The organism is Arthrobacter livingstonensis (assembly GCF_003219815.1).
GTDB lineage: Bacteria > Actinomycetota > Actinomycetes > Actinomycetales > Micrococcaceae > Specibacter > Specibacter livingstonensis.
Genome location: NZ_QJVD01000014.1, coordinates 31,489 through 53,452, shown reverse-complemented (window position 1 = coordinate 53,452; position 21,964 = coordinate 31,489). Strand labels below are relative to the sequence as shown.

The following is a 21,964-nucleotide window of genomic DNA, read 5'->3' as shown; positions in this document are numbered from 1 at the left end:
GTGCCCCTATCTGGTGTAAAAGATGCCCGCGGAATAGCTGGCGACGGTATATTCATCCAGCCGTGCGCGCAGGTTCGCGGCACGCTGGGGTTGGAACAGTTCGTGGAGGACGCCCATCTCGGATTCGTCGGAGGCTCCCCGCACGATTTCCGCGGCCGTCCCCGGCGCCAGGCGCCCATGCACCGGGTTGCCGTAACGCCTGCTGGCCAGGGCGGGGCGGACCCGCAACGCCTCCCGGTCGGCGGCCAGGGTGGCCGCGGCGGGGTCATCCGGTGTCAATGCCGCGGCGGCTTCCCGGACCATGTCCGGCTGGCAGTTGTAGCGGCGCGGCGTCCGGGAGCCGTCGGAGACGTAGCAGAAGCGCAAACAGCCGAGCTGCCGGCGGGCCGCCACGAGCGCACCGAGGAAGATGCTGTCCTCGCCCAGCGTGACGGCGTGGGCCAGCACGTCGCCGATGACCGTGCAGCGTTGCACGCACAGGGCACTGAACGCCGTGCCGCCCACCTCGTCGCCGAGCGCAATGTTGCACGGATCGGTGGCGTCCCACAGGGAATCGGCGAGCGCCAGCAGCGGCGCGTTTCCGTTGTCAGGGTCGCGGCGCACCTGCACGGGGCCCAGGATGCTGCGCGTGATCCGCACGGCGGCCCGTGTCCCGTCCAGCACGATGGACGGCTCCTCGGGGCGCTGCGGTTCGCAGTCGCAGTCCAGGTTCCAGCCGGGCACCAGGGTGCAGTGGCGGATGGCGACCTCGCACAAATCACCGCCGCCGGTGGGGTCCTCGCCGTCGCCGGCGCCGCGGCGGGCGGCCGGGCCGTTGACCACCAGTCCGCGGCCCACCACCAGCAGCCCGTCCAGCACGAAGCGGCCGGCCGCCCCGCCCGTGACGCTGAGCGGGTCGGGCTGGTCCACGCGGTAGTCCAGGAGCCGGAGGACGGGCCGGGCCCCGCTGGCCGCGCGCAGCTGCAGGTATTCACCGGGAATCAAGGTGAATTCCAGGCGTTCCTCGTAGGCGCGGCTGTCCATGATCTCCAGGACGGCCGAGGTGGTGCCGGACGCCGGGTCCGCGGTGTCGCGGTCCGTGCACCACTGGGCGTAGGCGGCGGACACCGTGGCGTACTCGCCGGGCAGCCGGGCGGTCTTGCGCACCCGGTAGACGCTCGCACCGGAGGGCTGGGACGTCTGGCGCGGGTATTCCCCGCCGCCCAACTCCATGCTGAAGCCGTAGTGGTAGTCCACGGTGACGCCGCGGGGCAGCTGCCCGGCCGGGAACACGAGCCGGCCGCGTTCGGGATCCACCAGGACCTTGTTGCGCGGCGCCTTGTAGGCGTGCCAGTCGGCCAGGTTGGCCGGGATGACCTCGTTGGGCGCCAGAGCAACCTTGGCCTGCCCGCGCCAGCCCCACGCCGTCACGGAGACGCTGCGGCCAGGCCCAAAGTACGACGCCGACGCCCTCGCCTTGGGCGGGCGGCGGCTTTCGACGTGCTCGAACGCCCGGTGGCCGATGGCCTCCGGCAGGCGCAGTTCGGGGCGGAGGGAGTCGGCCGAGCCCTGTTCCACGGGCTGGGTGAACAAGGGGGTGTCGTGTCCCAGCACGCTGAAGGTGAAGCACTGGCTGCCCTCTTTTTCCACACAGCAGGCGGGGGCATCCGAAAGTCCGTAGGACCGCAGGGGTGCGGCGAAGAGACCGACCGAAGGAATGTTGTAGCGCCCGCGGGTCCGGTGGGAGCCGGGACGGCGGACATCGATTGTATGGGCCGCCCGGTCCTCGGGTCCGCCCGGCAGGGCCAGGGCCCTGCCGGCGCGCAGTGACAGGGCGCCTCCGCGGTCCAAATGCTGGTGGTTCAGGTGCTGGTTCCAGCCCAGCAGGGTGAAGAACTCCACGGCGTGGGCCTGCCACCCGGAGGTTTCCAGCGCGAGCTGTTCCAGCACGGCCAGGGTCCCCTTGCGCCGCCTGAAGTTCACGGTGTGGGCGGCCTCGCGCCGGGGTGCCAGGATCCTGTTGCGTGCGGCGCTGCCGGGACCCGTGCCGGGGAGCCCGGCGTCGTGTACGGGTTCGTAGCCCACCAGCTCGCCCAGGTAGGGGACGGCCCAGTCCTCGGCCGTTTCGATGAAGAAGTTCCCGTAGAGCGTGTCCATGTTTTGCTCGATCAGGGAGCCCTGTTCATCCATGACGGCCAGCAGCCCGCGCAGCGGGTATCCCTGTTCGGCGTCCCGGATCCGGTAGATGACGGGCAGGAGGTTGTACAGGTAGTCTGCCGGCCGGTTCATGGGCGCACCTCGTTCAGGATCAGGCTGTCCGGGACAGCGGCTTGGAACCAGGCGAGTTGGGCCGGGAGCGGCACGCCGCCCTCCACCCTGTCCGGCGCGACGGCAATGCGCCGCGGGGGCAGCCCGGACATTCCGTTTCCGGTTTGCGGTGCCAGGTTGGACGGCGGCCCCCCGGCGAGGTCGGCCACGCCGGCTGTCAGCTCTGCCGCCTCGAGCGTGCGGAAGATGTCCAGGTCAACGTAGTCGACGCCGGGGACGGCCGCCATGACGGCGATGACGGCACTGGTGGGCACGTCAGCACCCAGCGCCATGGCGTCAAAGCCGCAGGCGCCGAGGAGGGCGGCCCGCACGGCCGGTTCCACGAGGGTCCAGTCGTAGTCCGCGGACACCTTCACGTTGGCGCTGAGCACCAGAGCCAACGCCTCGCGTGCCACCAGGTTGACGCGCAGCTGGGGGTCGCCGTAGATCACCAGGGCCCTGCGGAGGTTGCGGAACAGGTCCGATCCGGCGTCGATGGGCACGTCGTCCACGCCGGCGATGGTGAGCTGGAGCAGTGCCGACCCGCCGGCGTACAGGAGCGCGGAGCTGGCCTTGCCGATCCCGGCGAAGGTGGCGGCAAAGTCCGCATAGTCCCCCACGGACACGAGCCGGTCCAGGGCCGTGACGGAGCGTGGGGCGTTGCTGCGGGTCAGTTCAGCGGATTCGGCACCGGCCCCGCCGGAGGTCCGCAAGGGGTTGGTGACGGCCGTGACACCCAGCGGGCGGGTGGCCAGCTGGCTGATTTGTCCGGCCCGGACATTGCCCGGCGCCCCGATGCCGCTGCGGTACCCGGCCCGCACGTTGTCCGTTCCCGTGGGGAGGCGCTGCCCGTGGGGCGGATTGCCGAAGGTGATGGTGGTGGTGCCCGTGGGCGTATCGCTCGTGAAGAATCCGCGCTGCGGGCCGGCCAGGTAGCCCAGGGACGGCACCTCCGGCCACTGCACCCCGTTCACGCGCACCACCAGGGTGCTCGCGGCGCCGGCGGGCGTGGGCGCCGCCAAATATGTCAGGGGTGCCTGCTTGAGGGTGAACTGCTGCAGGGCCAGCGCAGCGTTGCCGGCGCCAAGGACTTCCTGCCGCGTTTCCCCGTGCGTGGCGTGGGCCACGTTGCCGAAGACGCTGACGGTATCCCGCTGGTAGGTGTAGGCCAGCGGCTGGGCGAACGTCAGGAAGGTGTGCCGGTCCTCCCCCGCAAGTATCCCGCCGTCGCCGCTTTGGCCCGTATGGACGACGGCGGCCAGCATGAGCAGCTCGGCGCCCTGGACGCCGGCCGCGGCCAGGTCCGTGCGCACCCCCGTGACCACCACCCAGCGGCCGGCTGTGAGGCCGTCGTAGAGCCCGTCCAGTTCGAGTTCCCTGCCGGCGACGTCGGCGGTGACCGGTTCCCGGGCCAGCTCCAGGGGTTCCTGCCGGACATGGGCAGTGGATGCCCGCAAGGTGCCCATGGTGTCGGGTCCGTCGGGGAAGTCACGCCCCTGCGGCTGCCACCAGGGGTCCGAGAGGACCATCGTGGTGGCCGGTGCCGCCAGCCCGTAGGCGCGGCGGGACCCGGTGCGGACGGTCTTGATCAGTGTCAGCTCGGGCTTGAAGTCGCCAGGGTCCGTGTCGGAGCCGTGTTCCAGCACCACATATTGGCCGTTTTGGAGGAGATCCTGTGCACCGTCAAGGTAGGCCACATTCGCGTGTTCGTCGAGGGCCAGCGGCCAGTCGGAGGTGGGTGGGACGTAGATGCCGCCCTTGAAGGAGCCGGGTACCGGGGCGTTGTGGCCAAACAACGGGCAGTGTTGGCGCAGCACGGACACGGACAAGGTGGTGGAACTGCTGATGCGTTCCGCGGCCAGGGCCGGGAACAGGGTTGGTGCCAGGTTTGTGTATAGGCCGGACAGCAGCTGCGGGTACACCTCGCCGGCGCCCGAGAACGTGGCCTTGTAGGAGTGTTCGAGTTTCTGCGCGTTGGCGGGCGGCACGGAGGCCGGGCGGAGCAGGCCGTCCACCAGGATGTCCACGGGGTTCTCCTCCCTGCCGGCGGCGCGAAATGCCGGCCGCGCGGCCGTCTGCCCAGCCACCCATTCCCTGGATGTCCGTCCGGCGGCCGCCCGGGGTCCGGCCTGAACGGGGGCCGCGATGGAGGACAGGATTGCGTGGGCCGCCGCCAGGGCGGGGATCAGCCGGGCGTAGCCCCGCTCCCGTGCGGCGGCCAGTTCCCGGCGCAGTGCGGGCACGGCCTTTGCACCGGCTTGGCGGGCCAGCTCTGCCGGCACGGCACCCTCGAGCTCTTCCACGCCGTCAAGTATGATGCCCACGCGGTGGGCCGTGGCGGTCCCCGCGGCGGGCGCCATGGCCTCCCTGGCTGCGGCGATGGCCTGCCGCTGGACGGACGCCCCAAAGTTTCCGCCCTGCCAGTCCGCCAGCTCAACGCGGGTCAGCTGGGCGGCGGGGTCCTCGGTGACGGCCTTGACCCGCACGGCCTGCACGGTCCCGGTGCCCAGGTCCAACACGAGTGCGTCGTTGGGTGCCAGATTGGTGGAAGTGCCGGCCAGGTACAGGCCGTCGGCGATGACGGAGGCCGCCGTCTGGTCGCGGGCCATGCGGGGGCGCAGCTGGTTCCAGGCCGCCCGGGCGGGCAGTTCGTCGCTGCTTTCAAAGGCCTGCATGGTCTCTCCCGGCGCTGGGATGCTGTTGGCTCGGGACCCCGCGGGAATGAGCACCTCCGCTGTGTTGGGGTCCACCGTGTACGCCAGGTAGGCGGTGGCCGCGACGCCGGGCCGCGGGCGCCAACCCACCAGCGCGGCCAGTTCATGCAGGGAGCGTTGTTCGATGGCGGTGCGCAGGTAGCCTTCGTTGCAGAGCCTTTCCTGGTAGAAGGTGAGCACGTCCCCGGCTGTTGCCCAGGCGTCCAGCAGCGCCATGGACGCGTCACTGCCGTCCCGGGTGCGCAGCGCCGCAAGCGGGGCGTGGTCGGCGCTGGAGAGCCGGGCCGTCATGGCCGCCAGGAAGGCGGTCCGGGTGCCCACCCGGCAGGCCAGGGCGGAGAGTCCCGGCGGGTTGGACGTGGCTGCCGGGGTGGACGCCGCCGCGCCGGCGCCGCATGCGCCACCGCAACCGCCACAGCCGCCACCACCACCACACGCTCCGGTACACACGCCGACGCCCGCGGTTCCCGCTGCCGGATTGTTCATAGCCCGCCTCCCAAGGTCAGTGTGAGCCGGCCGTGGTCCGGAAAGTCCGGGGAGTTGTCCAACCGGACGATTTCCAGCGGCCCCACGGTCAGGACGCCGTTTTCCAGCTCCTGGTTGGGGTCCTGCCCCTGCCGCTGGAGCCGCGTCACCACGACGCTTTCGACGCCGGGCACGGCTTGCGCGGCCGCCACGAGGGCCGAGACGTACACGCCGCCGCCAAAGGTCAGCCGGTCCGGGTGGAAGAAGCCCAATGTCCCGGACCCGGCGGTGCCGCTGCCCAGCACGCGCAGCAGCCGTCCCCGGACGTCGCCGCGGACGTAGTGCGCCAACACGCAAACGGAGAGCTCCACGTCGACGGGCACGTAGTCCGCCACGGTGACGGCGAGGTCGTGTCCCATGCGCCGGTAGGGGGCCAGCCCGGTCCTGGTCGCGGCAAGCAGTTGTGCGGCGGGTTGTTCGCTCCCCCACGGATCAATGCCCACCCGGGCCTCGTACCAGCTGCCCGTCCACGCCAGTTGGGCGGCTGCCCGTTGCAGGCCCGGCTGCGTTCCGGCCAGGGTGGCGTAGTCGTCGGCCGTGATGGCCCGGAGCAGGCTGCGCCGGAACTCATCCGGTGCCAGCAGCCTGGCCTCGGCCACGGTTTCGGGGTCCAGACCTCCCGCGGCGGGCAGCGGATTCCGCGGCCTGACGTTGGCCCCGCTCCAGGCCGCGTTCCGCAACACCATGAAGGCGATGCTGTCCCGCCCCACCTTGCCCACGGTCCCGTTGCCCACCCGGTACCGCGCCGTCCCCACCAGCCCGGCGGCCGGTTGTTTACCCAGGGCGCCGTCGCCAAAGCGCAGCCGGGCGCGGCCGTCGTCGTCGATCTCCGCCACAAAAACCCGGTCCAGGGGTCCGCTGTCCAGCAGGGTCCGCCGCGGCTCCCACAGCGTGGCTACTCCCGTGGCGGGGTCCGTGAAGGAAAGTTCGACGACGGGCAGTGCCTGCCGCGGGTCGCGCACCAGGAAATCGGCGGCCGGGCAGGCGGAGGCGCCCGGCAGCACCGCTTCGGTGTGGGTGAGCGGGCCCCTGGCGAGCGTTGGCGTGAGTGCTGCGGCGGTGCGTGTTTCCTCCACGGCGGCGTCCTCGCAGGAGCATTCGCCAGCCACTGTCAGGGTCGGGACGGGGTCCCAGGGCGGGTCCGCCACACGCTGGCCGTGGTCCACCAGCAGCACGTTGCCGCGGGCCACGGAAATGCCCTCCACCGGCAAGCAGCCGGGGGCCGGGGTGCGGGTGGACAGGCACAGGGTGAAGGTGAGCGCGTCGGCACTGTCCCAGGCCACGTCCACGAGCCAGCCGCCGTCCGCCGGAGGCGTCACGGCGGTCAGCCGCACGGCCTGCCGGTGACGGGGGTCGGCGTCGGCGGAGTCACCCGTGGCGGGTCCGCGGACCTCCTCGAGGACCAGCACGTCCCCCACGGCCAGGACCAGCGGTTGAACGGGGATGTCGGTGCCCCAGCGGGCGGGAAGCTCTGATTCCGGATTGGCTTGGCGCCACAGGGCCTTGTCCACGAGGGTGGCGCGGGTGGACCCCCGGGGCAGGGCACACTCCGGTTCACCGCCCGTGTCCAGCGCAATTTCGCTGTGCGCGGCCCGGAACACCAGAACCGTGGCGGCGGGGTCCACGGGTTCAAACACCGTGTAGCCGCCGGTGGGCAGCTGGGCCAAAAGATGGTCCGTCAGCACGGTGCCGAGTGAGGCGGACAGTTCCGGGAAGCCCGTGATGAAGTAGACGTCGGCGGCGTCCACGGGAGGGGTGTCCCGGTCCGTCCACACGGTCAGCCAGGCGCGCGCGTTCAAGCCTTCGTGGAGGTAGTAGTCCACCAGGCGCACGTGCCGGCGCACGGAAATTCTCCGGCGGGCCGTGCGCAGGTATGCCTCGGTGCCGACGGCGTCCTGGTAGTAGCTCAGCTCGTCCGCGGCATAGGCCATGGCCTCCACAAGCGCGATCCCGACGTCGGCCGCGTGCCGTTCCTGCCACCCCGGCATGGTGGTGGCGAGCCGGTCCAGCAGCAGCGTGCGGAAGCTTTCGTAGTCCTTGGCAAGGTAGTCGATGGAGGGGTCCGGTGGAGCGGGGGCCGGGGCGTCGCAGGGTTGTACGCAGTCGATGCCGGTGGGGCAGGCGGCCTTGAAGCTGAAGCAGGCGGCGGAGAAGGCTGGGTCGAAGCCGGGCAGGGCGGCCCACCCGCCGTCCTGGCCGGGGACGCCCAGGCTGAGGGTGTAGCTGGAGAAGTCCCCGCGCCGGTCCACCGTGACGGCCAGCGCTGTGCCGGCCGGGTCGTCCTCGGAATCGTCGCCCGGGGCGGCGCCGTCATCCGATTCAAGTACGGCCAGGCCGGTCACCACGATGCCCGTCACGGCGTCGCCGCCGGTGACGCGCACGTTGGCGCTCCGCAGGCCATCCGGCTCAGAACCGCCCGCGACGGCGGGCACGGCACCCATGAAATACACGTACACGGTCAGCTGGTCCTCGGAGACCTCCACATAGTCGATCGCGTTGCGCTGCGCACGGTTGGCATAGGCGGCCGCCCGGGTCACGTCCGTGCCGCAACAGCCGCCGCCAGTGCACACGACGCCGCAGGGCGTCCCGGCAGTCCCGGCACTCATGGCGTACCACCTGAAGTAAACGTTTCCGTCTGGACGTCGCTGCCGCCGGCCAGCACGTAGCTGATGTCCACGCTGATGGTGGAATCGATGCTGTCCACCGTAAGCGACTGCACGCTCAGGACATCGCCGAGCCAGCGCTGCAGCCCGGCCTGGACCGTGAACTGCAGGGCGGCGGCCAGTTCAGGGCTGTTGGGGCCGAAGATGAGCTGTTGCAGTCCGCTGCCAAAATCGGGGCGGTTGACCCGTTCCCCGGGGTTGGTGAACAGGAACGCCTCAATCATGTCGCGCACGTGGTCGGCGTCGTCGGTGGAGGCCGTGCGGCCCCGCTGGTCGAAGTGCCACGGGTAGTCGATGTTCATGGCGTCCCTCAGATCCCGGTGGCCCGCAGTTGAAAGGCGACGGGCAGCAGCGGTGTGGCCGTTGGCGTGCACAACGCCTGGCTGTCCGCCAGCAGCAGGGGCTGGCCGCCGGACGTGAGCCGGGTGGCCGACGTTGTCCAGGTGGCGGTGACGCAGGGGCCGTTTCCGGCCGACGGCGGCGGCATGGGGCAGCCGGCCACGGCCCACGGCGGAGACACCGTCACGGTGGGCTGGCCGCCCACGGAGACGCGCGGGTTGGGCGTGGTAGGTTGCGCCTGGCCGCCGTGCGCGCACAGCACCGTGGCGCCCACGTGGAGCAGTGGTCCCGGCATGGTGTTCCCCTTTCGTTGCGGCCCTCAGGTGACGGCCAGCGCCCCGTTGTTGATGGTGACCGTGGGCCCGGCCAGCACAATGGTGGCCGCCCCGTTGGTGATGGTGATGCCCGTTTCGTTGACCAGGATGGAGGCCCCTCCGGCGCTCTTGATTTGGATGCCGCCGGCAGGGCCCGGCAGGTCGCTGATGGTGATGGAGTTCCCGAGCCCGCTTTGGAGCACGATGCTGGGGCTGAGCGGGTTGCCGGCGAGCGCAATCGCGGGCACCTCGGCTGCGCTGCCCCAGAATCCACCCGTCCAGATGGGGTAGTCCAGGTCCCCCTGCTCGTATTCGATCCAGACGGCCGATCCAATGGCCGGCACCACAAACACGCCGGACTGCTTGCCCGTGAACGGCGCACAGGGCATGGCCCAGGTGGCGGGGATGACGTTGGTGACGCTGGGGACGATCGCCTGGATGCGCCCCATCTGCTGCGGGTCCACGTTTTGCACCACTGTGCCGCGGAACTTGCCAAAATAGTCACCGCTCATGCCGCCACCGCCGATACCGTCGAGATGAGCCCGTTGCGGCTCAGCGTGAACTTTTGGGTGAACTCGCCGCGCTTGATCGTGTGCCGGACCTCGGCCACGTAGTACAGGCCGTCGAAGGCCAGCCCGGCCCCGCGCACGCCCACGAGCTGGCGCGGGGCGAGCAGCCTCCCGTAGCGCAGCACGTCCAGGGAGCCGATGCCCTCCACCGTGTCCGCCGTGTTCGCGGCCGTGGCGATGCCCACCATGATGGCTTCGGCCGGCGTGTATTTGGCCGTGTCCTTCAGCGGCAGGGTGTTCGACGGCGGCGGGTTCACGAGCCCCAGCGGCGGGTTGAGCGGGGTGATGGGCGGGATGGGAATGACGAGGGGGATGTGGGTTTGTATATTTTGGATGTAGACCAGCGGCAGCACGGCCTTTTGCGGCTTGTAGGTGAAGGTGATGGAGACCGCGTTCGTGAAGGAGTCCATGTCCAGGTTCAGCGCCGGTTGCGGCACCCCCACCTTGATCCGCGGGCCCCAGTACGCCGTGCTGGTGCCGGGCAGCGGCCCGGGTGCCAGGTAGAAGACGTAGCCCACCTTCCTGGCCAGCGCCGTGATGTATTTCAGGTCGGTGCCCTGCTGGGTGGGGATCTTCTCCGTGGGGATGGGCACGTCAAGCATGATGCTCGGCACGATCAGCGGCAGCACGCCCAGCGCAAGGTACTTGGCCAGCACCAGGGCCACGGCTGCTTCGGCGGGCATGGCCGGGAAGGGCAGCCCGGTCAGGTCCAGCTTGTCCATGAGCTTGGTCAGGTCCTCCCCCGTGACCTGCAGGATCGAGTGCGCCGCGTCGCTGCCGGGCAGCACCTGGACCTGGGTCACGACGCCGTCGGCCAGCACCGTCACGGACCCGTTAAGTGATGCGGTGAGCACCACCCGCACAATCGGGAACGGGGATCCGCCGGCCACCAGGAACAGGGTGGGGAGCACGGAGTTGTTGCTCATGTTGAATTGGAGCGTGAAGGCCCCGGGGCCGTTGTCGCCAGCCGTGACCTCGACGCTGGTGAGCGCCTCGATGACGTCCCCAGGGACCGGCACCGCGATGGCCGGGCCCACCATGAGCCCCAGTTGCAGTGAGCTATACATGGGGCATCCCTGGGACGCCCTCGGGCAGCGCGATGCGCAGCGTGGTGCCCGGCTCAGCGGTGAGCTCGAGCGAGAGCATGGCCCGGTTGGCGTCGGCCACCCGCCACCACAATTCCGGATCCCCCAGCTCCGCGGCGGCAATGTTGTCCAGCCGGTCCCCCGCCACCACCACGTGGCTGCCGATCCCCGCCAGGTTTTCCGGGTGCGGCAGGAAGCGGCGGGCCAGGTAGGAGATCTCCTGACCGTCCGGCGTCGTCCAGGAACGGGTGTCCGTGGTGGCGTAGCGGCTGTTGGCTCCAAAGTTGGCGGCCATGGCTAGATCCCCCTGATTCCGAGCGTGTCCAGCGTGGCTTGCGGTCCGCCGGCGGCAAATTGTTCCTTTTGCGCCAGGTAGCTCATGAACAGGCTGCCGGCGCGGTGGTCAAACCCGGCGTCGTCCACGGTGAGCACGCGCAGGCCCAGGCTGACCTTGGCCTGGATGGGGTTCAGGTTGACGTCGAACGCCTCCTCAGTGATGGAGAAGTCGGTGATGCGCACGGGGATTACGCGGTTTTTGCTCCACACAAACAGGGGAAGTGGAGCCTCCATGGGCAGAATCTCCAACTTGCCGGCCTGCTGCAGGGCATTGTTGGCAAGCAGTTGGGCACTGGTGGGGTACACCAAGATTTCCAGCGCGGCCAGTTGCGGAAAAATCCCCGAGGTGGTGGCCGGGCCGGCGCCAAGCTCCAGCTGGTCGACGGCGTCGATGTCCGCCTCGAGCTTGATGGTCTCGGTGGGCGGGCCCTTGATGCGCAGCACCTCGGAGCGGTCAGGGGTGTCCTTTCCGGCGCCGTGGATGGCCAGGGTGCGGGTCAGCGTGGCCGGGTTGTACTGGAGCGCAATGATCCGCAGGACCGCGGCCGTGTCGGGGTCCACGAGCACGATCCCGCCGCGAACCAGGCGGGGTGCGTTCGGAGGGGCGCTCATGGTGCGCCTCCCGTCCGCCCGGCAGCGACCTCGGCCACGGTCACCTTGCCCGCACCGTCGTCCGCCACCGTGACGCGGGCCAGCCGGCCGGCGTCGGACCACCAAAAATTCACGCCCCGCAGCGGTACGCCGACGATCAGGGAGGGCAGTTCGGCGCCCGGCGAGTCGGCAAGGTCTGTGGGCACCAGCACGGGAACCCTCCGGTGATCGGGGTCCAGGAGGAATACGGCCGCGGCGGCGACGGCGTCCGCGGCCGGCGGTTGAGATGCCCCGCCCCACCGTTCCAACAGCTTTCCGAAGGCCTGCCCTGGGAAGGTGTCCGGCGGGTCGTCGTCGCGCAACAGCCCGGACAAGGCGCCGGCGTCCCGGCCGGCACCCCACGTGGCGGTGAAGAGGCGGCAACCGGGCGCCGCGTCCGTGTCTTCCAGCGTGACGGAAACGTCGGTGGGGCTGATTTGCCCGCGGCCGCCCAGTTCCAGGGTGCGCCGCGCCACGGCCACCCTGATGCGTTCGCTCACTTCCTGTTCCATCGTCTTCTTCTCATCTCGAGGGGGCCAGGGGTGCCACGCTGGCCGCAAAGTAGGCTGCCGTGTCCGGGTCCTTGGCGGTGAGCTGACGGCGCTTGTCAGTACCGCCAAAGTAGAAGGAGTAGACCTCGGCAAACCATTCGCCCGGGTCACGGAACTGGTAGTCGGTCAGCAGCCGGGTGCGGGCCGCGTATTCGTAACGGTTCCACTGGGAGGCATAGGACTCCTCGTAGACGTGGGCGGCCGGCACGCCGATCCGATCGCCGCCGTTGGGCTTGAACCAAGGATGGTCCAGGCCGGTGCCGATGGCCGTGATCGCCGGGTCCGCAACCACACCGGCCCGCACCGGGGCGGCCAGCCCGGCGAACCACGGCCGGGAGGTAATCCTTGCGGTCAGGCCCACGATGGTGCGGTTGGTCATGGCTGTCGCCATCTCCGTTTCAACGTCGCCGCGTTGCGGGGCGGTCAGCGCATAGACCCCGGCCTTGGCATCGTCCACCATGTCGTGGGCGCAGATGCCCATGGTGGCGCCATACTGTATCCAGCCGCCCCGCTTGGAGTCCGTGGGCAGCGGACCGGTGCTCCACCCCATCTGTTTGTCCACCGAGTGCCCGGTTTCGTGCAGGACGGTGGCGCTCAGGCCGGTGTCGGAGACATTGATGTCGAGTTCGCGCTTGGTGTCCGAATACACGCCGCCAGTGATCTCCCCGCGCGCGTCGGGACCCTGCGAGAACGCGCCCACCCGCCGGAAGGCGGCGCTGCGGGCCACATGGGAGTCGGGCAGGCTGTCCAGGGCCAGATAGGTTTCCCGCAGTGCGTCCACGGTCCAATTGGAGGCAGGGTAGCCGGCGATGGTTCCGCGGCCCACCGGCACGTCAAAGCGAATTCCGGCGGCCAGCACCAGGGTGTCCAGGGCGCCGTCGGAGGATTCGGTGGCGATGACCCGCAGGATGGTCTGCTGGTCCGCCGTCAACCGGCCCCGCGTCAGGGTGTTGATCCAGGGCCGGATGTACAGGGCCTGGTGAGCCGCCGTGGAGTTGGAGATCAGCCGCCCCAGCTTCCCGGCGGTGTTGAGCCCCAGCAGGAATTTCTCCTGTTCGGGCGCCGGCAGGTTCACCATGGTGTTGAAGACGTTGGTGACGTCGGCGTCCGTGACGGCCCAGTCAAAGAGTCCGTAGCTGAGCTTGTCCGCCGCCTGGGGGACGGCCCGGCCGGCCCCGATGGCGGTGATGACACGAGTATAGGCTGGACCGGTTTTGGCGGCGTCGGGAAGGTTGTCGATGAGGCGGTCGATGTACTTTTGTTCAAGCCGCGCCAGGCCCGCCGTCAGGGCGGGGGCGGGCAGTGCCGCCAGCGCTGCCAGGGCCTCCATGGCGTCCGAGTCCGTCACGGCCCAGTCGAGCACGCCATAGGAGAGCTTGTCCCGCACGTCGTCGATGACGTCGAATTGGATGGCGGGGGCTGACCCATGCCGCTGCTGGAGGGTGTGGGCTGCCTCGTGGCTGATCAGCCGCAGGCCGTCGGCGGTGGCCGGGTTGAGGTGTTCGGCGCTGCCCAGGATGTCCTGCCCCACGGTGGCGGCCCTGGCTCCCAGGGATGCGGCAAAGCGGCCAGCGGCGTCGCCGGCGTGCACGCGGACAGCGCCAAGATCGGCACCGATCTCCCGTTCCAGGGTGGTGCGCGTGCCGGCGTGCAGCGGCTGCCCCGCCGATTGCATGGTGCGTGCTGCGCCACGGGCCAGCGCGGCCAGTGTGGTTTCGGCCAGCGGAGACCGGCTTTCGTGGCGTTCCGGCCCCCCGGCATGTCCGGCTGAGTTTGCGGCCACGGCGGCCGCCACTGCATCGGCCGCGCGCTCGCGGGCCAGCGTGCCCCCCCGCGCCACCACCGGCCGGTGGACGGGTGGGGCCAGGGTGGGGGCCATCTTTTCAGCCATGGTTCAGCCCCCCGGCAAGTGTGGCGCCAATCCGACGGCCCAGCAGTCCCGGCTGCATTCCCGCAGTGACGGCCACCGGCGGCAGCACCAGCCGGCCGGTGCTGCCGAATGCCGGGCCGGCCGCGTCCGGGACCGACGGTGACCCGGCACGCAGGCCGGCTCCGGTGGCGGCCAGGCTCCGGGACAGCTCGGCCTCAAGGGCGGCCGCCAGTGCGTCGGCGCCGCCCGGGCCCAGTTCCAGCCCGTCGAGGACAAGCCGTTCGATCTGCACGTCAATGTCCATGGTCCACCAGCTCCCCGTGCCAGGCGAAGTCGCCTTCGTTGACGGGCCGGCCCAGCTTGCGGAATTCATCCCGGGCAGCCGCCAGCACCAAATCCATGGTGACAGTTCCTGTGGCGCCGGCAGCCATGAAGGCGGCGTTGAGCGCCACATTGTGGATGCTGCCGCCGGTCAGGTTCAGCCGGGACAGACGGTCAAAGTCCAGCGCCCCCACGGGCGCGGTGGCCGGGAACACGGCCCGCCAGATGGCGAGGCGTTCGGGCAGGGCCGGGAACGGGAAGTCCAGCACAAAGCGCAGCCGGCGCAGGAAGGCCTGATCGAGGCTGTCCTTGCGGTTGGTGGCCAGGATGGCCAGCCCGCGGAACGACTCGATGCGCTGGAGCAGGTAGCTGACCTCGATGTTGGCATAGCGGTCGTGGCTGTCCCTGACGTCGCTGCGCTTGCCGAACAACGCGTCCGCCTCGTCAAAGAACAGGATGGCCCCACCGTTTTCCGCGGCGTCGAAGAGTTTGCGGAGGTTCTTTTCGGTTTCGCCAATGTACTTGCTCACCACCGCCGAGAGGTCGATCTTGTACAGCAGGAGCCTGAGTTCTTGGGCGAGCGCCTCCGCCGCCATGGTTTTTCCGGTCCCGCTTTCGCCGGCAAAAAGGACGCTCAGGCCGGTGCCCCGCTGAATGCCGATGCCAAAGCCGTAGCTGTTGTAGACGGTGTCCCGGTGGGCCACCTGGCCGGCGATTTGCCGCAGCAGGGAACGTTCTGCGGGGGGCAGCTTGAGCGCGTCCGGGGCCACCGTGGCCCGAACCCGTTGCGCCAGCCGGTCCAGGGCCGGGCTGGCGGTCTCCAGCGCGGCCGCCCAGAGTGCATCCGGCCCGGGCTTCCCTTCCGTTGCTGCCCGGGCGAACGTCCGCGTGATGGCCGTCAGGTCAAAGTCGAAGGTGGCGGCCAGTTTTCCGGTGCTTGCCGTGGCCGCACCGTCAGTGCCGTCAGTGCCGCCAGTGCCGCCAGTGCCGCCTGTGCCGCCTGTGCCGCCAACACCGTTTTCAACGCCCAGGCCCGCCCGCCAGGACTGTGCCTGTTCCGCCGTCGTCGGCTTCGCCACCCCCACGGCGAGCGCGCCCAGCTGCGGCCAGGGCTCGTGGACTGCCACAAAAACCAGGCCGCCGGTGTGGCCCAGCCAACGGCGCACGGCACCGGCCTGGGGGTCCGCGGCGTCGAGCTCCGCTGCATCCAGGAACAGTGCGACGCCGGACAGCACCGATTCCCGGTGCCACAGCCTGGCGAACCGCACCGCGTCCACGGCGTCGGCGGGAATGTCTCCGGCGTCGAGGGTGAACAGCCGAAGCCCCAAGGCCGCCGCGGCCTCTGCGGCCACCATCTCCTTGGCGTCGCGGTGCGGCCCCGGGAGGGTGAGCGCCAGTCCGTGGCGCATGCCCGTGGCCAGCGTGGCGAGGCGCCGCGCCACATCGTGCTGGGACGCGGAGAGCCCGCCGGGGACCGGTGGCAGGGGGGAGGCCAGGGCGCCCAGCCGCTCGTCCAGGTGGTCCAGCCCCAGGACAAAATCAACTATCCGCTGGTCCGTGTACAGCCGGGCCGCCGGCAGCGGCCGGCCGTCGGCCACGCACACCAGCGGCCAAAAGAGCAGCGGCTCATCCGGCGACAGGGCGTCCCACGCCGGGTCCGCGAAGATGGCCCGGGCCAGGGCGAAGGTGGGATACGGCAGCTCCGGGCGGTGGGCTGCGGCACCACAGAGTGCGGCCAGGTCAGGATCCAACTCGACGGCCACGCACAGGAGCACGATGTTGGCCTCAAAGTCGGACAAGTTGAAGGCCTTGGCCAGACGAAGCAGCGGAATGGTGTCCGGGTCACCGGCCGGTGCGGCGGCAGGGCCCTCCCGTCCCGCGTCCGGGCCGCCGGCCAGGGCCTGCAGCCGCCGTTGCAGCCATGCTGTCCGCCCGGCCAGGAAACTGTCATTGGCCTGGAGCCAGTCCTCCCGGGCGCTCATGTGACGTTCACCTGCTGGGCGGGGTCAAAGGCCGGGACGGGCCCCGTGAAGAGGACCGGAATGCTGTCCACGCCGTCCACCCGCAGCCTGACCGGGTGGAGGCCCACCGGAACGGCCGGCACAGAAAAGGTCACGGTGCTGGGCGTGCTGGCAAAGTCAGGATCCCCGGGGGCAGGATTGCTCACGGCAGCCTCGGCACTGGCACCGCCGCAGAGCACCACCACGTGCTGGCCGTCGCCAATCCTGGGCGAGCACGTCAGCGCGACCGTGCCACCGGCGGATACCGTGGCCGGCGCATGGGGGCTGACGGTGACGGCCGGGGCCAGGGCAAAAGCCACCGCGTTGCTGACCGCGGCCGGGCTCCCGGCGGTGCGGGTCACGGCGTCGACCGTGTAGAACCCGGGCACCCAGCGGCCCCAGGCCTCGGGATCAGCCGTGAGGTCCGGCGGCACCACCAGCAGCTGGCCCGGTTCCGCACCGGGAGTGGGGGCCACTTCCACCGGCGGCAGGGGTGTGCCCGGCGGCAGCGGCCGCCACATGCTGGTGAAGCGCAGCACGGTGTCCACGGCCGTGAGGTTGCTCCCGGTAACCGCCACGGCCAGCCCCTGTTCGGCCGCTGCCTGCGAGCGCGGCGGCAGCAGGGCCGTGAGCGAGGCAGCCGCGCCCAGGACCAGTTGCACACCTTGGTCCTGGCCGCCGCGGACCAGCACGGGCAGGGGCGCGGTGGGCGGGGTGTGGCTGTCAATCAGCACCACCGTCACCTCGTACGCGGCGGAGACGCGCAGGTTGGTCTGGAACGCTGTCCACAGCTTGGACAGCTCGTCGGTGGTGAGCGGCAGGGGCGTGATGCGCAGGCGTTCAGGCTGGCCGGCCACGTCGCTGTTGGCCAGCGCCGCCGTCAGCTCGGCGGGACTGAACACGGGGTGGTCGTGCAGCACGCTCATGGCCCCGGCCAGGGCCCGGTGGCTCACGGCGTCCTGGTCGGCGTCGTCGCGGCCGTAGGCAGTCACCAGGTAGTGCAGGTTCAGGGCCAGCGGCGGGACGGCCTGCTCCCCCGGCCTAGTCCGCGGCGGGTCCTGGTTGCGCCAGCCGGCATTGACCGCGGTGCCGTAGAGGAACACGTTAAGCGAGGAGCCACTGACGGTCTTGCGGGCCATGTCCGGCGTCCGGGTGGTGACGCTGAGGTCCGAGAGCACCGGATCCAGCGCGGGGACAGTGGTTTGGAGCAGGTTCCGCAGCGCGGCGGTCACGACGGCGATGGCCCAGGTGCTGCTCATGGCCGTCCCTCCAGGTACTCGTCCAGGCTCATCAGCCGGGTCCGTTCCGGGGCGGCGGGCCGCTGGGTGGGCGCAGCGACGGCCTTGACCTCGATCCGCCCGATATGCACGTGGATGTGCTGTTCGGGTGCCCGGACCGTTTCGCGGCGCACCAGCGGCTCCAGCCGGGGGCGCAGCATGCCGGTGGCCGGGGCCACGGGCTGCGGGGCAGGCTCCCGGCGGGCGCGCGTGGCTGCTGCGGGCACAGCTGTGGCCACCGCCTGCCCACGGACGACGCCGTCCTGCCGCCTGGGAGTTGTTGCCTGCGTTTCACCGTGGCGGAGTCCCGGGGCTTCCTGGGCGGGCCGTTCCGCGGGGCGAAGCACGGGCCGGATCACCGGAGCGGGCGGCGGAGGTCCGGCGTAACCCCGGTGTTGGGCCACGGCGGCGCGGCGTTCCGTAACCGGCCCCGGAGGGTAGCCCAGACTGCCGGGTGCCGCGGGCGCCGGCCGGAGCGCGGGGCCGCCCACGGTCCGTGTGGCGGGGCCTGGCCCGGCGGGCACGGGGCCCGTCGGGAAGGCCGGCTTTGGCGCCGCGGGCGAACGATGGGCCTGGCCCGGCCCGGTTTCCGCCCCTGATTCCGCCTCGCTTTCCAGGGTGACGTTTCCGCTGCCCCGCCACAGCGGGGCACCGGCCTCCTCGTAGCGGGAGGCGAGGCGGGGCAGCACCGCGAGGACCGGCGTCGTGCCGGCAGACCCTGAGGCGCCGGCGCCTCGGGACACGGTGGGAAGTTCCCGGGCCAGCAGGCCGGCCACAAAGCTCATGGCGTCACAAGTTCCAGGTAGGCCTGGCGGCGGCGCGGGGCAAGGGCCAGGATCTCGTGTTCACTCCAGCCATAGGTGCGGGCCAGGGCGTCGATTTCCAGCAGCATGCGCCCGGCCCAGTGGTGCAGCTCCGCCCACAGGTAGGAGGCAATGTGGAACGGCGCCAGCCATTGGTGGGAACAGTCAGGGCATTCAAGGGCCAGTTCCGTGATGGCGGCCGGGTCAGTGCGGGCCAGCTCCTCCCCTAGGGCTTCGACGAGGTCCGCCGGAAGGTCTGTGGGCTCCATGTGAACGCCGGACGCCGTGGCGGCTGCCACGCAGCGGTGCACCAGGGCGGTGTGCGCGTCGGCGGAATCCAGGCCGAGCAGGTCGTTGCTGGTGACGGCTCGCAGGGTGACCTCGTAGCCGTCCCGGCGGACCGTGACCGTCCGTGCAGCTTCCCCGGCCGCCATCGCGAGCGTGGGGAAGGACAGTTCCACCTCCAGCCCGCAGTCCGGGCATTGGGCCACGGCGTCCAGGTCCGGGCCGAAGAGTTCGGCCCGGAATGCCAGCAGTGCCGCGTCGCGCCGGCCCAGCGGCCAGCCGGCGAGCTCCCCGGGCTGCGCCTGCGGCACGGCGGCGGCCAGCAGCGTCAGCGCCCGCTGCGCCTGGTCTTGGTCAAGACCCCGTTCCCACACCTCCAGCAGTTGGGCTGCCCCCGGCCCTGGCACCGCCCATCACCCGTTCGCCGTGCTCAGGGTTGGTTCCGTGGGTTCGGTGACGGAGGGGTCCCGCTCCCAGCCCTCGTTTTCCAGCTTGATGTGCGCAATGGCCACCGCGTTGGCGTTGGCGTCCAGGTCCGGCAGGGCCTGGTATTCGGACACCCAGCAGCGGTAGATGTTGTATGCGAGAACTTTTTGGCCGGCCTCGTTGTAGACCTCCAGGATGATGTCCTTGCGGAAGTCCTTGAGCGAGACTTCGGCGCCGAGCCCGGAGCCAAAGTCCCAGACCTTCGCCGCCCACGCCTCGAAGTCGGTGTCATGGGTGACGCCGCGTTCAATCGTGACGGCGTCGTATTCGGTGCGGCCCGGGGATTTCCTGGACGACGACGGGTCCCCGCCTTCGCGGTGCTTGACCACCTCGGTGGTGCGCTTGAGGCCGCCGACCTTGCTCACTCCGGCCACGTACCGCCCGTCCCACTTGATGCGGAACTTGAAGTTCTTGTAGGGGTCGAAACGCTGGGCGTTGACGCTGAACTGGGCCATGGTGTCCTCCTACGCCTGGACCGCGCCGGCAATTTGTGCCAGCGAGATGATCACGAATTCGGCCGGCTTGAGCGGGGCAAAGCCGACCAGAATGTTCACCACGCCCAGGTCGACGTCGTTCTGGATGGTGGTCTCGGAATCGCACTTGACGAAGTACGCGTCCTTCGGCGTGGAGCCCTGGAACGCGCCCTGGCGGAACAGGTTGTGCATGAACGCGCCCACGTTGAGGCGGATCTGCGCCCAGAGCGGTTCGTCATTGGGTTCAAACACCACCCATTGTGTGCCCCGGTACAGGCTCTCCTCGATGAACAGCGCCGTCCGGCGCACCGGCAGGTATTTCCATTGCGAGGCCAGCTGGTCGTTGCCTTCCAGCGTCCGGGCACCCCAGGCCACCGTGCCCACGGCCGGGAAGCTGCGCAGGCAGTTCACGCCCAGCGGGTTCAGGTTGCCGTTTTCGGCGTCGTTCATAGTCACGGTCAGCGCCTGCGCGCCGTTCACGGTGGCATCCAGCCCGGCCGGCGCCTTCCACACACCCCGGCTGCTGTCGGTGCGGGCCATGATCCCGGCCATGGCACCGCACGGCACCAGTTCACCGGCCTGGTTCCCGCGCAACGGGTCCGGGGAGAGTATTCGCGGGAAGTACAGGGCCGCGTAGTTGCTGGTGGTGCCGATCATCCCCGTGCCGAACTGCGTGACGGCGGTGGCCGCGTCACCCCAGGCGTGCGGAGCATCGAGCAGCAGCACGGCCCGTCGCTGCTGGCAGTAGGCCAGCGCGTCCGGGACCAGCCCGGAGTAGTCGATGTCGCCGTCGTTGGGACCGTTCAAGTACGGCGGGATGCACAGCAGGTTGAACAGGTCGGCGTTGGCCAGTGCGTACAGGCCGGCCTTGGCGTCCTGCTTGCCGGGGCCGTTGAAATCGGTCGTGGCCAAGGCGCCGCCGTCGCTGGCCATGCCCGCGGGCGCCACCACCGCGTTCGTGGCCGGCAGCGCCGGGATGGCGAGGGTGGGCGGGGCGGTGGTGGTGTCGGCGGGCACCTCGGCCACGGCGTTGTCGCCCCACTTGTCGAACTGGTGCCTGGTGGGGTCGGGGTCCGGGCTCGCATCCGGGCGCGACGCCGGCAGCCCGGCGGCCGTGACCAGCTTGGATCCGCCGGCGAGCACCACGTCCACCCGGCGAACGTCAGCCGGCAGTACGGAAACGTTTAGGAACGTTTCCACCTGGCCGGTGGTTCCGTCACGGACCAGCAGGTTGAACACGTCCGGCTGGACGACGCCGTTCACGCTCACGTATTCCACCCGTGCCCGCAGGCTGTTGCCCCAGGCTCCGGGATACTTCGCGTTGAGGGTGAGCGTGGAGATGGTCAGCTGCGCCGCGTCGAGCGGGGTGGCCGTTGCGGCGGCCGCCTTTGCCGCGTCCCCGACGGTGGCCGCTGTTGCCCCGGTGGCCGCCGAGGCGGACTGGGCGGCTGCGGAAACAATGGCCGCGGCGCCCTTTTCCGGGTCGCTGGTGTAGCTGGCGGCCTTGGCTGCGGCCGCCGCGGCTGCCGCCTGGGCGCTGGAGCCGGTGGCGGCCGCCGCTGTGGCGGTTGCGGCGGCAACAGCGTTGGCCCGTGCCGTGGCATCGGTGAAGTTGTTGTGGAAGAGCCGGACCACTATGGCCCGGCTGCCGCCGTTGCGGTAAAAGTCCCGGACGGCGTAGCCCAGGGAACTCCCCAGCCACAGCCCGCCAAAGGTGCGTTCAAAGTCTGAATAGCTGTTGATGGTGACGGGCTCATCCGTGGCTCCGCGGGCCGCCCTGCCGATGAAGGCGGTGATGGACGTTGCCACACCCGTGATGGTGTGGACCCCGCTGGAGACTTCGGTGACATAGACGCCCGGATAGCTGGTTGTGACAGGCATGTGAACCCCCACCAGAACTGGAGCTGTGAAATTGGCGGTGCTAGACGGGGGGGTCTGAAAAGGACCACGGCGTAGCGGTTGAAAACTCGGATAGCGCAACGATGAATAGTCCAAATATTGCGCCGTATTAGGGCCCTGTGTCAATAACTTTTTTGCCCTGTGCTGCGGGCCTCCCGGCCGGCCGGTTTTATTGGATTTCCGGGACTTGCTCGTCTCCCGGTTCAGACGCGTGCGCAAGGCCTGGAGGAATATTGGGCAAAATTGCACAGGTGCGTCAATAGCCGAAACCGCGCCTGCCCTGCGGGTGGCGGGATGCGCGGGCACGGCTCTTCGCGCCGGGGGACTTTGCACGTGCGCAGACTTGGCCCCCAACTTTGCGGAGCTTCGCAAGTGGCGCAGCGCCAGGGGCGAAGGCTGCGCACACCCGAAGTGGAATTAACTTATGCGCACGTGACAGTCCGGACGCTGCGCATAACGGACGGGCCCACGCGGACTTAAACAGCCGTGCGCCGGAAACTGCACAAAATGCCGGGAGGGCAATCCAGTGCAGTTTCCG

At 70.2% G+C, this 21,964-nt stretch carries 18 protein-coding genes; all 18 read right to left on the bottom strand.

The window, feature by feature from the left end; translation table 11 throughout:
- Positions 1-6 precede the first annotated feature (6 nt).
- From CVV68_RS13465 to CVV68_RS13380, 18 genes are read right to left on the bottom strand one after another with little or no spacing between them, the layout of a single operon-like run.
- Positions 7-2,268 (bottom strand): hypothetical protein, encoded by a 2,262-nt coding sequence (locus CVV68_RS13465; protein WP_110501530.1) that lies wholly within the window; start codon positions 2,266-2,268, stop codon positions 7-9.
- Positions 2,265-5,486: a putative baseplate assembly protein gene (locus CVV68_RS13460; RefSeq protein ID WP_110501529.1), complete on the bottom strand. Its 3,222-nt coding sequence runs from the start codon at positions 5,484-5,486 to the stop codon at positions 2,265-2,267. The genes CVV68_RS13465 and CVV68_RS13460 overlap by 4 nt, the downstream gene beginning before the upstream one ends.
- Positions 5,483-8,131, bottom strand: coding sequence for a putative baseplate assembly protein (locus CVV68_RS13455; protein WP_110501528.1), 2,649 nt, complete (start codon positions 8,129-8,131; stop codon positions 5,483-5,485). Before CVV68_RS13455 ends, CVV68_RS13460 begins: the two co-directional genes overlap by 4 nt.
- A complete protein-coding gene (locus CVV68_RS13450; protein WP_110501527.1) occupies positions 8,128-8,490 on the bottom strand; it encodes a GPW/gp25 family protein in 363 nt (120 codons plus the stop codon). The genes CVV68_RS13455 and CVV68_RS13450 overlap by 4 nt, the downstream gene beginning before the upstream one ends.
- Before the next feature lie 8 nt (positions 8,491-8,498).
- Entirely contained in the window at positions 8,499-8,822 is a 324-nt protein-coding gene (locus CVV68_RS13445; RefSeq protein WP_110501526.1) for a hypothetical protein, read from the bottom strand.
- A 24-nt stretch (positions 8,823-8,846) separates the two neighbouring features.
- A complete protein-coding gene (locus CVV68_RS13440; RefSeq protein ID WP_110501525.1) occupies positions 8,847-9,353 on the bottom strand; it encodes a phage baseplate assembly protein V in 507 nt (168 codons plus the stop codon).
- Positions 9,350-10,477 (bottom strand): hypothetical protein, encoded by a 1,128-nt coding sequence (locus CVV68_RS13435; protein WP_110501524.1) that lies wholly within the window; start codon positions 10,475-10,477, stop codon positions 9,350-9,352. Before CVV68_RS13435 ends, CVV68_RS13440 begins: the two co-directional genes overlap by 4 nt.
- Complete coding sequence (locus tag CVV68_RS13430) at positions 10,470-10,790, bottom strand: LysM peptidoglycan-binding domain-containing protein (protein WP_110501523.1); 321 nt, start codon at positions 10,788-10,790, stop codon at positions 10,470-10,472. Before CVV68_RS13430 ends, CVV68_RS13435 begins: the two co-directional genes overlap by 8 nt.
- Before the next feature lie 2 nt (positions 10,791-10,792).
- On the bottom strand, positions 10,793-11,443 hold the full coding sequence (locus CVV68_RS13425; RefSeq protein WP_110501522.1) for a hypothetical protein: 651 nt from the start codon (positions 11,441-11,443) through the stop codon (positions 10,793-10,795).
- Positions 11,440-11,973, bottom strand: coding sequence for a hypothetical protein (locus CVV68_RS13420; RefSeq protein WP_110501521.1), 534 nt, complete (start codon positions 11,971-11,973; stop codon positions 11,440-11,442). The genes CVV68_RS13425 and CVV68_RS13420 overlap by 4 nt, the downstream gene beginning before the upstream one ends.
- Before the next feature lie 10 nt (positions 11,974-11,983).
- On the bottom strand, positions 11,984-13,903 hold the full coding sequence (locus CVV68_RS13415) for an eCIS core domain-containing protein (protein WP_110501520.1): 1,920 nt from the start codon (positions 13,901-13,903) through the stop codon (positions 11,984-11,986).
- Positions 13,896-14,186 (bottom strand): hypothetical protein, encoded by a 291-nt coding sequence (locus CVV68_RS13410; RefSeq protein WP_110501519.1) that lies wholly within the window; start codon positions 14,184-14,186, stop codon positions 13,896-13,898. Before CVV68_RS13410 ends, CVV68_RS13415 begins: the two co-directional genes overlap by 8 nt.
- Positions 14,176-16,185, bottom strand: coding sequence for an ATP-binding protein (locus tag CVV68_RS13405; protein WP_110501518.1), 2,010 nt, complete (start codon positions 16,183-16,185; stop codon positions 14,176-14,178). Before CVV68_RS13405 ends, CVV68_RS13410 begins: the two co-directional genes overlap by 11 nt.
- Positions 16,182-17,462 carry a Pvc16 family protein gene (locus tag CVV68_RS13400; protein ID WP_110501517.1) on the bottom strand — a complete coding sequence of 427 codons (1,281 nt, stop codon included), beginning with the start codon at positions 17,460-17,462 and terminating at the stop codon, positions 16,182-16,184. The genes CVV68_RS13405 and CVV68_RS13400 overlap by 4 nt, the downstream gene beginning before the upstream one ends.
- Complete coding sequence (locus CVV68_RS13395; protein WP_110501516.1) at positions 17,459-18,265, bottom strand: hypothetical protein; 807 nt, start codon at positions 18,263-18,265, stop codon at positions 17,459-17,461. The genes CVV68_RS13400 and CVV68_RS13395 overlap by 4 nt, the downstream gene beginning before the upstream one ends.
- The gene (locus tag CVV68_RS13390) at positions 18,262-18,975 is read right to left on the bottom strand and encodes a T4 family baseplate hub assembly chaperone (protein ID WP_110501515.1); all 714 of its coding nucleotides are present in this window, start codon (positions 18,973-18,975) and stop codon (positions 18,262-18,264) included. The genes CVV68_RS13395 and CVV68_RS13390 overlap by 4 nt, the downstream gene beginning before the upstream one ends.
- Before the next feature lie 6 nt (positions 18,976-18,981).
- Positions 18,982-19,509 (bottom strand): phage tail protein, encoded by a 528-nt coding sequence (locus CVV68_RS13385; protein ID WP_054011698.1) that lies wholly within the window; start codon positions 19,507-19,509, stop codon positions 18,982-18,984.
- A 9-nt stretch (positions 19,510-19,518) separates the two neighbouring features.
- A complete protein-coding gene (locus CVV68_RS13380) occupies positions 19,519-21,408 on the bottom strand; it encodes a phage tail sheath family protein (RefSeq protein ID WP_110501514.1) in 1,890 nt (629 codons plus the stop codon).
- Positions 21,409-21,964 lie beyond the last annotated feature (556 nt).